Raw genomic sequence first — 13961 nt, 5'->3', positions numbered from 1 at the left:
ACCCCCGGACCCCCTGACAGACGTGCCCACCCGTCTCCCGCCACCGCCCTTCCAGGGAGACGGGTACGCGACGCACCTCCTCTATTCACTGCAAGGAGCCGCACCTGTGAGCAGTGCCGACCAGACCCCCGCCGCCAGCGCCGAGCTGAGGGCCGACATCCGCCGCCTCGGTGATCTGCTGGGCGAGACGCTCGTACGCCAGGAAGGCCAGGAGCTCCTCGACCTCGTCGAGCGGGTCCGCGCCCTGACCCGTACCGACGGAGAGGCCGCCGCCGAGCTGCTGGGCGACACGGACCTGGAGACCGCCGCACAGCTCGTGCGCGCCTTCTCCACCTACTTCCACCTCGCCAACGTGACCGAGCAGGTCCACCGCGCCCACGAGATGCGCGACCGCCGGGCCGCCGAGGGCGGGCTCCTCGCGCGCACCGCCGACATGCTCAAGGACGCCGACCCGCAGCACCTGCGCGAGACCGTCAAGAACCTCAACGTGCGTCCCGTCTTCACCGCGCACCCCACCGAAGCGGCCCGGCGCTCCGTACTGAACAAGCTCCGCCGGATCGCGGAACTGCTCGACACCCCCGTCATCCAGGCCGACCGCCGGCGCCAGGACCTGCGGCTCGCCGAGAACATCGACCTCATCTGGCAGACCGACGAGCTGCGCGTGGTCCGGCCCGAGCCCGCCGACGAGGCCCGCAACGCGATCTACTACCTCGACGAGCTGCACGCCAACGCGGTCGGCGACGTCCTGGAGGACCTCGCGGCCGAGCTGGAGCGCATCGGCGTCGAGCTGCCGGCGGGCACCCGCCCCCTCACCTTCGGCACCTGGATCGGCGGCGACCGCGACGGCAACCCCAACGTGACGCCCGCCGTCACCTGGGAGGTGCTGATCCTCCAGCACGAGCACGGCATCACCGACGCGCTCGAACTCGTCGACTACCTGCGCGGCCTGCTCTCCAACTCCATCCGCTACACCGGCGCCACCGACGAGCTGCTGGACTCCCTCAAGGCCGACCTGGAACGCCTCCCCGAGATCAGCCCCCGCTACAAGCGGCTGAACGCCGAGGAGCCCTACCGCCTCAAGGCGACCTGCATCCGGCAGAAGCTCGTCAACACCCGCGAGCGCCTCGCCGCCGGCACCGCGCACCGCCCCGGCTGCGACTACCTCGGCACCGCCGAGCTCATCACCGACCTGGCCCTCATCCAGACCTCGCTGCGTGCGCACAAGGGCGGCCTCTTCGCCGACGGCCGGATGGACCGCACCATCCGCACCCTGTCCGCGTTCGGCCTCCAGCTCGCCACCATGGACGTACGCGAACACGCCGACGCCCACCACCACACCCTCGGCCAGCTATTCGACCGGCTCGGCGAGGAGTCCTGGCGCTACGCCGACATGCCGCGCGACTACCGGCAGAAGCTCCTCGCCAAGGAACTGCGCTCCCGGCGCCCGCTCGCCCCCACCCCGGCACCGCTGGACGCCGCGGGCGAGAAGACCCTCGGTGTCTTCCACACCATCAGGGAAGCCTTCGAGCGGTTCGGCCCCGAGGTCATCGAGTCCTACATCATCTCGATGTGCCAGGGGGCCGACGACGTCTTCGCGGCCGCCGTGCTCGCCCGCGAGGCCGGACTCCTGGACCTGCACGGCGGCTGGGCCAAGATCGGCATCGTGCCGCTCCTGGAGACCACCGACGAGCTGCGCGCCGCCGACGTCATCCTCGACGAGATGCTCGCCGACCCCTCGTACCGCCGGCTCGTCTCCCTGCGCGGAGACGTCCAGGAGGTCATGCTCGGCTACAGCGACTCCTCCAAGTTCGGCGGCATCACCACCTCCCAGTGGGAGATCCACCGCGCCCAGCGCCGGCTGCGCGACGTCGCCCACCGCTACGGCGTGCGCCTGCGCCTCTTCCACGGCCGCGGCGGCACCGTCGGCCGCGGCGGCGGCCCCTCGCACGACGCGATCCTCGCGCAGCCGTGGGGCACGCTGGAGGGCGAGATCAAGGTGACCGAGCAGGGCGAGGTCATCTCCGACAAGTACCTCATCCCCGCGCTCGCCCGGGAGAACCTGGAGCTGACCGTCGCGGCCACCCTCCAGGCGTCCGCGCTGCACACCGCGCCCCGCCAGTCCGACGAGGCCCTCGCCCGCTGGGACGCGGCCATGGACACGGTGTCCGACGCCGCGCACGCCGCGTACCGCGCGCTCGTCGAGGACCCCGACCTGCCCGCGTACTTCTTCGCCTCCACCCCCGTCGACCAGCTCGCCGAACTCCACCTGGGCTCCCGCCCCTCGCGGCGTCCCGACTCGGGCGCGGGGCTCGACGGACTGCGGGCCATCCCGTGGGTCTTCGGCTGGACCCAGTCCCGGCAGATCGTGCCGGGCTGGTACGGGGTCGGCTCCGGGCTCAGGGCACTGCGCGAGGCCGGCCTCGGCGGCGTCCTGGAAGAGATGCACGGCCAGTGGCACTTCTTCCAGAACTTCATCTCCAACGTCGAGATGACACTCGCCAAGACCGATCTGCGGATCGCCAGGCACTACGTCGACACCCTGGTGCCGGACGAGCTCAAGCACGTCTTCGCCGGCATCGAGGCCGAGCACGCGCTCACCGTGAGCGAGGTCCTCAAGGTCACCGGCTCCACCGAACTGCTCGGCACGAGCCCCGTGCTCCAGCAGACCTTCGCCATCCGCGACGCCTACCTGGACCCGATCTCCTACCTCCAGGTCTCGCTGCTGGCCCGCCAGCGGCAGGCGGCGGCACGCGGTGAAGAGGCCGATCCGCTGCTCGCACGGGCCCTGCTGCTCACCGTGAACGGTGTCGCCGCGGGTCTGCGCAACACCGGCTGATCCACGCCGGCCGCTCCACCGCGGCCCGGGGGCGGTCCTGTCAGAGGGCGATGAACGTCGCCGTCAGCAGGACCGCTCCCGCGGCCGCCGCACCCCAGGCGAGCCGGCTCATCCGCAGCCCGCCTCCGATGACCAGGGCGGAGAGCAGCAGCGCGCCGCCGAACGGCACCCAGGCGTGCAGGAACCCGGGCGTCCCGGTGCGCACGACCTCGCCGGTGTCCGGCTTCACGACCACCGGGAACCGGTCGCCCTTCTGCACGGCCACGGACTTGGTGATGGTCACCCGGGGACGGGGCGGTGAATCCCGGTCCGGTACGTAGGACCCGGTGCACGTCGTGCCGTCGCAGCCCGTCACGGTCATCGTCCCGTGCTCACGCCCCTTGGACAGGACGACGTGGTGCGCGGTGTCCCACGACGACCACACGCCCGCGACGAGCATCAGCAGGACGACGCAGCCCGCGGCGACGGTCCGGCCGTGGGCCACCAGGCGGTGGGAGGAGCTCCGCTTCATGGGGGCAGATCCTTGGGCAGACCCATGCGCCCGGTCAACCTGTGGCCGGAGATGATCCCGGGATCGGGGGCAATGTCAGGAGTTGTACATGGACTGCGCCCGCTCCAGGCCGTCCGCGATCAGCGACTCCACCGCGTCCGCCGCCCGGTCCACCTGGTAGGCGAGATCCTTGCGCTCGGTGGACGAGAAGTCCTTCAGGACGAAGTCGGCCACCTGCATACGGCCCGGCGGCCTGCCGATCCCGAACCGGACCCGGTGGTAGTCGGGGCCCATCGACTTCGTCATGGACTTCAGCCCGTTGTGCCCGTTGTCGCCGCCGCCCAGTTTGACCCGCAGCGTGCCGAAGTCGATGTCCAGCTCGTCGTGCACGGCCACGATGTGGCCGACCGGCACCTTGTAGAAGTCCCGCAGCGCCGTGACGGGCCCGCCGGAGAGGTTCATGTACGACATCGGCTTCGCCAGGACCACCCGGCGGCTCCCGGGCCCGGGAGACCCCAACCGGCCCTCCACGACCTGTGCCTGGGCCTTCTGTGCCCGCTTGAACTTCCCGCCGATCCGTTCGGCGAGGAGGTCGGCGACCATGAAGCCGACGTTGTGCCGGTTGGCGGCGTACTCGGGACCGGGATTGCCCAGCCCCACGATGAGCCAGGGGTCGGTGGCATCGGACATCTGCGCTCGGTCTCCTCGCGTACGTCGGCTGGTCGCCCCGGTCACAGGCGAACGGGGCGGCGGACCCGGTGAGGGCCCGCCGCCCCGTAGGTGAAGCAGTGAAGCGGTGGCGCTCCCGCGCGCCGGGTGTGACTCAGACCTCGGTGGTGGCGGCCTCGGTGCCCTCGGCGGCCGGCTCCTCGGCCTGCGCGGCGACGATCTGGAGCACGATGGCCTCCTCGTCGCCGGCCAGCACGGAACCCTTGGGCAGCGGGATGTCCTTGGCGAGGATCGAGTCACCGGCGTCCAGGCCCGCGATGGAGACCGTGACCGACTCGGGGATGTGGGTGGCCTCGGCCTCGACGAGCAGGGTGTTCTGCACGTACTCCAGGAGGTTGGCGCCCGGGGCCAGCTCGCCCTCGACGTGCACGGCGACCTCGACGTTGACCTTCTCGCCGCGCGTCACGGTCAGGAGGTCGACGTGCTCGATGTTGCCCTTGATGGCGTTGCGCTGCACGGCCTTGGGGATGACCAGGGCGTCCTTGCCGTCGATCTCCAGACCGATGAGGACGTTGGCGGTACGGAGCGCGAGCTGCAGCTCGTGGGCCGGCAGCGAGACGTGGACCGACTCGGCGCCGTGGCCGTAGACGACCGCGGGAACCAGGTTGGCGCGACGGGCACGGCGGGCCGCGCCCTTGCCGAACTCGTTACGGACCTGAGCGGCGAGCTTGATCTCGGCCATGGTGCACTCCTCGTGAGATGACGGAACTGGATACGTCACCCGGCCCGTACGACAGGCCGCCTGCTACGAAGAGCGCGTCGATAACGGATCGCCGTACCTACGGGTACGGCCTCCCTCGCCGAGCAACTCGCTGAGTCTACCCGGCGGGGAGGCCGTACCCAAAGTGGATCTTCGGCACCTCTCCGGTGCCGCGGTTCCGCTAGTACTTCTCCTGCTCCTCGAAGAGGCTCGTGACCGAACCGTCCTCGAACACCTCGCGCACCGCGCGGGCGATCGTCGGCGCGATCGACAGCACGGTGATCTTGTCCATCTCCAGCTCGCCCGGGGTCGGCAGGGTGTCCGTGAAGACGAACTCGCTCACCTTGGAGTTCTTCAGACGGTCCGCGGCGGGCCCGGACAGCACACCGTGCGTCGCGGTCACTATGACGTCCTCGGCACCGTGCGCGAAGAGGGCGTCCGCGGCGGCGCAGATCGTGCCACCCGTGTCGATCATGTCGTCGACCAGGACGCAGACCCGGCCCTTCACGTTGCCGACGACCTCGTGGACGCTGACCTGGTTCGGCACGTCCTTGTCGCGGCGCTTGTGCACGATCGCCAGGGGGGCGTCCAGGCGGTCGCACCAGCGGTCGGCGACGCGTACGCGTCCGGCGTCCGGGGAGACGATCGTCAGCTTCGAGCGGTCGACCTTCGCACCGACGTAGTCGGCGAGGATCGGCAGCGCGAACAGGTGGTCCACCGGGCCGTCGAAGAAGCCCTGGATCTGGTCGGTGTGCAGATCCACGGTCAGGATGCGGTCCGCACCCGCCGTCTTCATCAGGTCGGCGACCAGCCGGGCCGAGATCGGCTCGCGGCCGCGGTGCTTCTTGTCCTGGCGGGCGTAGCCGTAGAACGGCACGATCACCGTGATCGAACGGGCCGACGCGCGCTTCAGCGCGTCCAGCATGATCAGCTGCTCCATGATCCACTTGTTGATCGGAGCCGTGTGGCTCTGGATCAGGAAGCAGTCGGCGCCGCGGGCGGATTCCTGGAAGCGCACGTAGATCTCACCGTTGGCGAAATCGAAAGCCTTCGTCGGCACGAGACCGACACCCAGTTGGTGTGCGACCTCCTCGGCCAGCTCGGGGTGGGCGCGGCCGGAGAAGAACATCAGTTTCTTCTCGCCGGTCGTCTTGATCCCGGTCACAGCACAGTCTCCTCAGACGTGTATCTGGCGCCGCACGCATGGGTCCCGATGTGCAACGAGCCAGCCGAAATGGGTGAGCATCTATCACGGTACGCCGTGTCCGGCGCACCTGTTTCCGGTCAGCTTTCGCCTTCGCTGTCCTGAGCTGCGGCCTGAGCGGCCTGGGCGGCCGCGCTTCCCGGACGCTTGCGGGCCACCCAGCCCTCGATATTCCGCTGCTGGCCCCGGGCGACGGCCAGCGAACCGGCCGGCACGTCCTTGGTGATCACCGAGCCCGCCGCCGTGTACACGCCGTCCCCGACCGTGACAGGCGCCACAAACATATTGTCGGACCCCGTGCGGCAGTGGGAACCGATGGTGGTGTGGTGCTTGGCCACGCCGTCGTAGTTCACGAAGACGCTGGCGGCGCCGATGTTGGTGTGGTCGCCGATGGTCGCGTCACCGACGTAGCTCAGGTGCGGGACCTTGGTGCCCTCGCCGATCGTGGCGTTCTTCATCTCCACGTACGCCCCGGCCTTGGCCTTCGCGCCGAGCTTCGTGCCGGGCCGCAGGTACGCGAACGGGCCGACCGTCGCACCGGGGCCGACCTCCGCCCCGTCCGCGACCGTGTTGTCCACGCGGGCGCCCGCGTGGACGACCGTGTCCTTCAGCCGGGAGTTCGGGCCGACCTCGGAGTCCTCGGCCAGGTGCGTCGTGCCGGTCAGCTGGGTGCCGGGGTGCACGACCGCGTCCGGCTCATACGTCACGGTGACGTCGATCAGGGTCGACGCGGGGTCGACGACCGTCACGCCGGCCGTCATGGCGCGTTCCAGGAGCCGTGCGTTGAGCAGCCGCCTGGCCTCGGCCAGCTGGACCCGGTTGTTGATGCCGAGGATCTCGCGGTGGTCCGCGGCGACCGAGGCGCCCACGCGGTGCCCGGCCTCACGCAGGATCGACAGCACGTCGGTGAGGTACTCCTCGCCCTGGCTGTTGTCCGTGCGGACCTTGCCGAGCGCGTCCGCGAGCAGACGCCCGTCGAAGGCGAACACCCCGGAGTTGATCTCCCGGATGGCCCGCTGGGCGTCCGTGGCGTCCTTGTGCTCGACGATCCCGGTGACGGCTCCGCTGGCCGCGTCGCGGACGATGCGGCCGTAGCCGGTGGAGTCCGGGACCTCGGCGGTCAGCACGGTGACGGCGTTGGCGTCGGCGTCGTGCGTGGCGGCGAGCGCGGCGAGGGTCTCGCCGGAGAGCAGAGGGGTGTCGCCGCAGACGACGATCACCGTGCCGTCGACGGCGCCGCCGAGCTCTTCGAGCCCCATCCGGACGGCGTGCCCGGTGCCGTTGCGCTCGGCCTGGAACGCGGTGCGCACGGGGGCGTCACCGGCGGCGAGGTGGGCGGTGACCCGCTCGGCCGCGTGGCCGACGACCACGACGAGGTGGTGGGGGCGGAGTTCGCGGGAGGCGGCGACGACATGTCCGACGAGCGAGCGCCCGGAGATCTCGTGCAGGACCTTGGGGGTCTTCGACTTCATGCGGGTGCCCTCACCCGCTGCAAGGACGACGACGGCTGCCGGGCTGGTGGCGCTCACGGATGTGCCCTTCGGCTTCGGGTGGTGGACATCCGCAGGATACCGGGGGTGCGTGGGGCGGACATGAGCGCGGGCCCCGACCGTGAAGGTCGGAGCCCGAAAGGTACAGCTCCCCCACCAGGACTCGAACCCGGACAAATAGCACCAAAAGCTACTGTGCTGCCAATTACACCATGGGGGAACGACCCGAACGTACGGGACATCGCGTCCGCCGCCCGGATCGGCACCCAACACTATGCCGTACCGAGCGCCCTCCCCGCGACGGTGATGTCACCCGGGCCCGGGTCACCCGAAAATGAGGTGCGCCCGCCCGTAGGCTGGACGCCATGACCGCAACGGGGGCAGACCGGGAAGCGGCGGGGCTGACCACCCGCGGCTACTGGTGGTGGAGGCGGCGGCGCGGTGCCGCCCTGGATGTGGGACTGGCGTCGTTCTCGGCGCTGGAGTGCGCGCTCGAGGGGGTGGTGTTCGCCGGCGAGACCGGGCTTCCGGTCCCGTTCGGTGTGCTGTTCGGGCTGCTGGCGGGCTCGGTGCTGCTCGTGCGCAGGCGGTGGCCGATCGCCGTGGTGCTGGTGTCGATCGCGACGACACCGGCCGAGATGGGCTTCCTGATGGGCATCGTCGGCCTGTACACGCTGGCCGCGTCCGACGTGCCGCGCAGGATCACGGTCGTACTGACGGGGATGTCGCTGGTCGGCACCTTCATCGTCACGTACGTACGGCTGCGCCAGAGCGTCACCGAGGGAGCCGGCTTCGGCCCCGGTGGTGACTGGTACGTACCGCTGGTGTCCCTCTTCATGTCCGTGGGGCTGAGCGCGCCGCCCCTGCTGTTCGGCCTCTATATAGGGGCGCGAAGACGGCTCATGGAGAGCTTGCGGGAGCGCGCCGACTCGCTGGAACGGGAGCTGTCCCTGCTGGCCGACCGGGCCGAGGAGCGGGCCGAGTGGGCGCGTACGGAGGAACGGACGCGGATCGCCCGCGAGATGCACGACGTGGTCGCGCACCGGGTGAGTCTGATGGTGGTGCACGCCGCGGCGCTTCAGGCCGTGGCCCCGAAGGACCCGGCGAAGGCCGTGCGGAACGCGGCGCTGGTGGGCGACATGGGGCGGCAGGCGTTGACGGAACTGCGCGAGATGCTGGGCGTGCTGCGCAGCGGGGACACCATGTCCGCCGCGCCCGCGGGCCGGGTGCCTCTCGCCTCGGTGGGCCGGGCCGCTGCCGCCGCTGCCGCCCTGGCGGCGGAGGACGGGCCCCGGCTGGACGAGGTGAGGCTGCTCGTCGCGCAGTCCCGCGAGGCGGGGATGACGGTGGAGCTGTCCGTGGAGGGCGAGCTGCGCCCGTACGCGCCGGAGGTCGAGCAGACCGCGTACCGGGTGGTGCAGGAGGCTCTGACGAACGTGCACAAGCACGCGGCAGGCGCCACGACCTGGGTGCGGCTCGCGCACCGCGGCGCGGAGGTCGCCATGCAGGTGGAGAACGGCCCGTCGGACGGCGGAGCGTCCGACGCGGGGCTGCCCAGTGGCGGGAACGGCCTGGTGGGCATGAGGGAGCGGGTGCTCGGTCTCGGAGGCATCTTCGTGTCGGGGCCGACGGACGCGGGCGGCTTCCGGGTGTCGGCGGTGCTGCCGGACCGCAGGCCCGCGTAGCAGCGCGCCGGCCCGGTCCGCCCGGCGGTGAGTCCGGCTGAGGTGCGTCAGGCCGAGGTGAGTCTGGCCGGCTGGGCGCCGGTGACCAGAGTGGTCAGCGCCTGGTCGATGTCCGCGCCGAGGTACCAGTCACCGGTGTGGTCGACGCTGTAGACGCGGCCCTCGCTGTCGATGGCGAGCACCGCCTGGCCCTCGCCCTCCTCGCCGAGCGGGCTGATCTCGGTCTCCAGCGCCCGCCCCAGGTCGCCCAGGGTGCGGGCCAGGTGCAGACCGCACAGCGGGTCGACGCGCACGGCGGCGGGCGCGATCTGCCGGCCGGGTGCGGACGTGGTGATGAGCAGGGCGCCGAACTCGGCCCAGACCTCGACCGCCGCCGGGAACACGGCGTGCCGGTGGCCGGCCGGTGAGGCGTGGGAGCGCAGCGCGTCGGCCCACTCCTCGGCCTGCCGGATGTCCCAGCGCCCCGGCTGCCAGCCCGCCTGGCGCAGTGCGGCGTCGACAGCGACGGGGAAGCGGGTGGTGCTGTGCCGGTCGGGCTGGGCGGGGAGCCCGGTTCGGTCCTGCATGGCGGTGCCGTCAGCCCTTCTCGGCGGTGGTGGCCGCCCCGGTGGCGGTGAGGTCGACCGGACGCACGCCGAAGTGCGCGAGCATCGCCGCGCAGGAGCGGCAGGGCGCGGCGTAGGTGCCGTGGAGCGGATCGCCGTCCTCGCGGATGCGCCGCGCGGTGATGCGGGAGTGCTTCAGGGCGCGGCGGGCCTCTCCGTTGGTGAGCGGTTTGCGCTGGGCCCGCTTGGAGCGGCCCGCGTCGACGGCGGTGAGCTGCCGCGAAAGCAGTATCGCTTCGGGGCAGCGGCCGGTGAAGCGCTCGCGCTCTCCGCTGGTCAGGGCGTCCAGGAAGTCCTGGACGAGCGGGTGCAGCACCGGGGGCCGGTCGCCCTTGCCCGCGGTGCAGGTCAGCGTCTCGCCGCGGACGGACAGGGCAGCGGCCACGGCGGGCAGGATGCCGTCGCGGCGGTGATGCAGGTGAGGTGTCCGGCCGGCGTCGGTGCCGCGCCAGCTGAGCCTCGGGTCCCCGGATGTGACTGTCGGTGCTGTGTTCATGGTGCTTGCATCCCTCCCGTGCCGGCAGCGGTACTGCAGGTGTGCACGCCCCCGAGTTGCGGTGACAGCCTGCCAAATGTGCCGGGGCGTCGGGAAGCTGGGTCGGTGAAACGTGTCCGCGTGTCGTCGGAAGTGTCAGGACCGTCGCTCATACGTCACCTGGCCGTGACGGTTGGTGACCGGATCGGACGGGCGGGACCCCCTGTTGCCCCACGGCATAGGCTGGGGGGAATCACCGGACGCAGCAGGGGGCAACCGCCATGACGACAGGTCGGCTCGGGCAGCAAGCCGCGCCACCGAACGCGGCCTACGCCGGGCAGGTCGTGCACTTCCCCGACCCGGTGCGGGCCTCCCGCCACCCCAGAGGTGTGCGCATGGACGGCAACGGCTATCCGGAACTCACACCGTATGCCCGTGCCGTCGCCGAGATCGCCGATCCGCCCCGGGCTTCGGTATCGACGAGCTCCGGCTGACCGACTACGTGTCGGCCAACGCCGCGCTGGCGGCGAGCGGTCATGAGCTGTGGGACACGATCCCTGCGGTGGCGACTCCGCACGGCTGGACCTGGCACCACGTGCCGGGCGGGCGGCGGATGGAGCTCGTGCCGGTCGAGGTGAAGGCGCTGCTGCGCCATCACGGTGGCATGGCGACGGCCGCGGTCGACCACCACCGGCGCGGTACGCGGCCCCTTCAGGAGACGCGCCCCCCGCACTTCCGGCTGCCCAAGGGGTCGGTGGCGGTCAGCGAGCAGCAGGTACAGGGCGTCGAGGAGGACCTCGGGTACCGGCTGCCGGGTGCCTACCGCTCGTTCCTGAAGGCCGCGGGCGGTTCGGCCCCGGTGGGCGCGGCGCTGGACGCGGAGCTCGGTCTCCTGGTCGACCAGCCCTTCTTCACGGTGCGTGAAGAGGCTGCGGTGAACGACCTCCAGTACGTCAACAAGTGTCTGCGCGACCACTTCACCAAGGACTACCTGGGCGTCGCCTTCGTCCAGGGCGGCATCCTCGCGGTGAAGGTGCGGGGCCGGGACACCGGCTCGGTCTGGTTCTGCGCGTACGACGACGCGCGGGACCAGGACGGGTGGAGCGTGCAGGACCGCGTCGACCGGCTGCTGCTGCCCTGCGGCGCGGACTTCGACGTCTTCCTCCAGCGGCTGGCGGGAAATCCCCCGGAGCTGGAGACCGTGGCGAACCTGATGGTGGACGGCGGCTTCGCGCGCGCCGTCCCGGTGGAGGGGTGAGCGCGATGGTGACCTTCGCACAGGCGCAGGAGCGTGCGGACGAGTGGGTCAACGGCGATGTGCCCGGGTACCAGCACCGAGAGGTGTGCGTACGCGAGTTCGAGCTGGGGTTCGTGGTGTGGGCCGAGGACCGGGCGGACGGCCCGGTCTCCGACGGCGGACGCCACCGGCTCGTGATCGCCCGCGACAGCGGTGAGGCCACGCTGTGGCCGGGGATCGCGGTCGGTGAGGTGATCCGGCGGTACGAGGAGGAGTACGGCGGGTCCGAGCACGCGCCGGCCGCCGCGGTGCCCGCGCAACGGATCGACCTGAACCAGACGTCGTTCCTGCTGACCCCGCCCGAGTGGTTCCAGGAGGCCGCCGACAGGGTGGGCATCCCGGACCGGCGCGCGGAAGTAGACGCGGGTGGCCCGCCTTCGCAGGCCACCCCACTGGACGCCGGGCCCTCTCCCGCCGCACCCGCGCCCGCTTCCCCGGGTGGCGCTTCTTCACCGGGGGGCCCGGCGCTGCCGCGGCCCGCCGCGGGCGGTCAGGGCGACCACGAGCCGACGGCTGCCGACGGTGTGCCCGCTTCCCCGCCCGCTTCCCCGTCCGGCGTGCCCTCCGGGGCCACGCCGTGGGCGGGCACCGACACCAACGCCGACCCCGACGCGGGTGCGGTCGGTCTGCCGGTCACCGTGTTCGCGCCGCCGCTCTCGGGTGCCGACGACGAGGAGGCGCCGTCACCGGTCGTACCTGCCGAGGCGCCGACCGCGCTGATGCCCGGTGGGAGCCGGCTGCCCAGGACCGCGGTCTCCCCGGTTGTCGGCGCACCCGGTCAGGACGGGCCCGCGCCCGGGCCGACCGGTCCCGGTGACATCGCGGACCTGGCCACCGGCAAGGCCGCTGTACCCCCGCGCGGGGCGCGGGGGACGGGCCCGACGCCCCCGCCGCCGCCGGTGCCCCCGGCACCCCGGGTCTGCGTCCGGGAGCCACGCCGCCGCCTTCCGGACCGGGTGCGCCCGGGGCTCCGGCGGGTGGTTACGCACCGACCCGGCTCGTCCAGCAGCTCGACCCGCCCGGCGCACCGCAGCCGCCCGGTCCGCCTGGTCCGCCCGGTGGTGCCACGCCGCCGCCCGGTGGCGGGGTGCACCACGCGCAGACGATGTTCGCCGACGCGAGCCTGGGCGGCCCCAGGCCCCCGGCCCCGCCCGGCCCGCCCGGTGCACCCGGTGCGCACAACGCGCCCCGGCCCCCCGGCCTTCCGGGCCCGCCCGGGGCTCCCGGTGCGCCCGGTGGTGCCACGCCGCCGCCCGGTGGCGGGGTGCATCACGCGCAGACGATGTTCGCCGGACCGGGTGTCGGCGCTGCCGCCGCCCCCCGGCCCCCGGGCCCGCCCGGTCCGCCCGGAATGCCGGGGGCGGAACCCCCGGTCCCGTACCGCCGCCGGACCCGCACGTCCCGGCGCCCGCCGCGTACGGCTATCCGCAGCGGCCGATCGGTGTCCCGACCGTCGGGCCCGGTTACCAGGCCGTGCTGCGCTTCCGCGCGCCCGACGGCAGTGAGCAGCAGCTGATCCGCCGCTCGGCGCCCGGCACTCCGCACCCCGAGTGGCAGATGCTGCACGAGCTGCGGGCCATGAACGTGCCGCCTCAGCAGGTCATCGAGCTGCACACCGAACTGGAGTCGTGCGAACTGCCCGGCGGCTACTGCGCGCGGATGATCCGTGAGACCTGGCCGCAGGTGCGGATCACCAGCGTCGCTCCGTACGGTGCCGACCACACGAGCCGTCAGCAGGGCATGCGGCATCTGCTGACGCATCAGGGCGAGCTCCACCAGGTGGCCGACGGCCCGGCGCGGCCGGCTCCGGTGCGGGCGCCTCTGCCGCAGACGCAGCCCGCTGCTCCGCTGCCTCCCGAGGCGCTGGCGGAGGAGCTGGCGCACGTCTTCGGGCCGCGGGGCGTGCTCCGTTTCGATCAGCGGGCCGTCTCCCGCCAGGGTGTGCCCGAGGTCGTGGGGCGGACGCTGGTGTGGGCCGGTCTGCCCGCCGATTTCGGGCCGTTCTTCTGGGCGCAGCCGGGTCAGCCGGTGGTGCCGACGCTGGCCGAGCTGGCCGCGCAGCGTCAGGTGCCGGCGGCCCCCGACGCGGGCTCGTACCTCGTGATGGGCACCGACTTCGGCCGGGCGGTCTGTGTCCAGTACGGCACGGCGAACATCGTGGCCGTGCCGGTCGAGGCGGGTCCTGGCGGGCGGTCGGTGACCCCGCAGTTCGTGAACACCGGGCTGCCGGAGTTCGTGCGCTCGATGGCGTTGCTCGGCCGGATGTGGCGGCTGCGCTTCGGGCTCGACCCCGAACAGGCGGGCCGCTGGACCGTCGACTTCCAGGCACAGTTGGCGGCCCTCGATCCGGCGGCGCTCGCGTCCCCGGAGAGCTGGTGGTCGGTGCTGCTGGAGCAGATGTGGGACGGACTGCTCTGACCTGTCCCGTTGTGGCAGAGGCCGGAAGGAGG

The 13961-nt window shown here is 72.2% G+C and carries 9 protein-coding genes, 1 tRNA gene and 2 pseudogenes; 4 read left to right on the top strand and 8 right to left on the bottom strand.

The genetic code is table 11. The annotated features are described in order from the left end of the window. Positions 1–106 precede the first annotated feature (106 nt). Complete coding sequence (gene ppc / locus Sfulv_RS11530; RefSeq protein ID WP_173313601.1) at positions 107–2836, top strand: phosphoenolpyruvate carboxylase; 2730 nt, start codon at positions 107–109, stop codon at positions 2834–2836. Between the two features lie 40 nt (positions 2837–2876). On the opposite strand, the gene Sfulv_RS11525 is transcribed toward ppc, so the two are convergent. From Sfulv_RS11525 to Sfulv_RS11500, 6 genes are all read right to left on the bottom strand, one after another. Continuing rightward, positions 2877–3347, bottom strand: coding sequence for a hypothetical protein (locus Sfulv_RS11525; RefSeq protein ID WP_173313600.1), 471 nt, complete (start codon positions 3345–3347; stop codon positions 2877–2879). A 75-nt stretch (positions 3348–3422) separates the two neighbouring features. Beyond that, the gene (gene pth, locus Sfulv_RS11520) at positions 3423–4016 is read right to left on the bottom strand and encodes an aminoacyl-tRNA hydrolase (protein ID WP_173313599.1); all 594 of its coding nucleotides are present in this window, start codon (positions 4014–4016) and stop codon (positions 3423–3425) included. A gap of 133 nt (positions 4017–4149) precedes the next feature. Continuing rightward, positions 4150–4737 (bottom strand): 50S ribosomal protein L25/general stress protein Ctc, encoded by a 588-nt coding sequence (locus Sfulv_RS11515; protein ID WP_173313598.1) that lies wholly within the window; start codon positions 4735–4737, stop codon positions 4150–4152. A gap of 199 nt (positions 4738–4936) precedes the next feature. Continuing rightward, on the bottom strand, positions 4937–5920 hold the full coding sequence (locus Sfulv_RS11510) for a ribose-phosphate diphosphokinase (RefSeq protein ID WP_173313597.1): 984 nt from the start codon (positions 5918–5920) through the stop codon (positions 4937–4939). A 119-nt stretch (positions 5921–6039) separates the two neighbouring features. Next, positions 6040–7488, bottom strand: a complete 1449-nt coding sequence (gene glmU, locus Sfulv_RS11505) for a bifunctional UDP-N-acetylglucosamine diphosphorylase/glucosamine-1-phosphate N-acetyltransferase GlmU (RefSeq protein WP_173313596.1) — start codon at positions 7486–7488, stop codon at positions 6040–6042. Between the two features lie 109 nt (positions 7489–7597). Next, a tRNA-Gln gene (locus tag Sfulv_RS11500) sits at positions 7598–7669 on the bottom strand. A 145-nt stretch (positions 7670–7814) separates the two neighbouring features. On the opposite strand from Sfulv_RS11500, the gene Sfulv_RS11495 reads away from it, so the two are divergent. Continuing rightward, a complete protein-coding gene (locus Sfulv_RS11495; RefSeq protein ID WP_173313595.1) occupies positions 7815–9134 on the top strand; it encodes a sensor histidine kinase in 1320 nt (439 codons plus the stop codon). Between the two features lie 47 nt (positions 9135–9181). Here Sfulv_RS11495 and Sfulv_RS11490 read toward each other — a convergent pair whose 3' ends face one another. Together Sfulv_RS11490 and Sfulv_RS11485 are read right to left on the bottom strand one after the other, a co-directional pair. Continuing rightward, positions 9182–9700: an SUKH-3 domain-containing protein gene (locus Sfulv_RS11490; protein ID WP_173313594.1), complete on the bottom strand. Its 519-nt coding sequence runs from the start codon at positions 9698–9700 to the stop codon at positions 9182–9184. Positions 9701–9710: 10 nt separating this feature from the next. Beyond that, entirely contained in the window at positions 9711–10235 is a 525-nt protein-coding gene (locus Sfulv_RS11485; protein ID WP_173313593.1) for a YwqJ-related putative deaminase, read from the bottom strand. A 260-nt stretch (positions 10236–10495) separates the two neighbouring features. Here Sfulv_RS11485 and Sfulv_RS31170 point away from each other — a divergent pair. Both Sfulv_RS31170 and Sfulv_RS11475 read left to right on the top strand, forming a co-directional pair. Next, positions 10496–11472 (top strand): annotated as a pseudogene (locus tag Sfulv_RS31170) (SMI1/KNR4 family protein). Positions 11473–11477: 5 nt separating this feature from the next. Beyond that, positions 11478–13929 (top strand): annotated as a pseudogene (locus Sfulv_RS11475) (SUKH-4 family immunity protein). Positions 13930–13961: the final 32 nt, after the last annotated feature.

Origin of the sequence: Streptomyces fulvorobeus (genome assembly GCF_013167895.1) — a bacterium.
GTDB classification, from domain to species: Bacteria; Actinomycetota; Actinomycetes; order Streptomycetales; family Streptomycetaceae; genus Streptomyces; species Streptomyces fulvorobeus.
This window is presented reverse-complemented; position numbering and strand designations above follow the sequence as displayed.

Coding starts and splice junctions, on each gene's coding strand:
- Sfulv_RS11525 (WP_173313600.1), bottom strand. CDS start 3,347: ATGAAGCGGAGCTCCTCCCACCGCCTGGTGGCCCACGGCCGGACCGTC.
- pth (WP_173313599.1), bottom strand. CDS start 4,016: ATGTCCGATGCCACCGACCCCTGGCTCATCGTGGGGCTGGGCAATCCC.
- Sfulv_RS11515 (WP_173313598.1), bottom strand. CDS start 4,737: ATGGCCGAGATCAAGCTCGCCGCTCAGGTCCGTAACGAGTTCGGCAAG.
- Sfulv_RS11495 (WP_173313595.1), top strand. CDS start 7,815: ATGACCGCAACGGGGGCAGACCGGGAAGCGGCGGGGCTGACCACCCGC.
- Sfulv_RS11490 (WP_173313594.1), bottom strand. CDS start 9,700: ATGCAGGACCGAACCGGGCTCCCCGCCCAGCCCGACCGGCACAGCACC.
- Sfulv_RS11485 (WP_173313593.1), bottom strand. CDS start 10,235: ATGAACACAGCACCGACAGTCACATCCGGGGACCCGAGGCTCAGCTGG.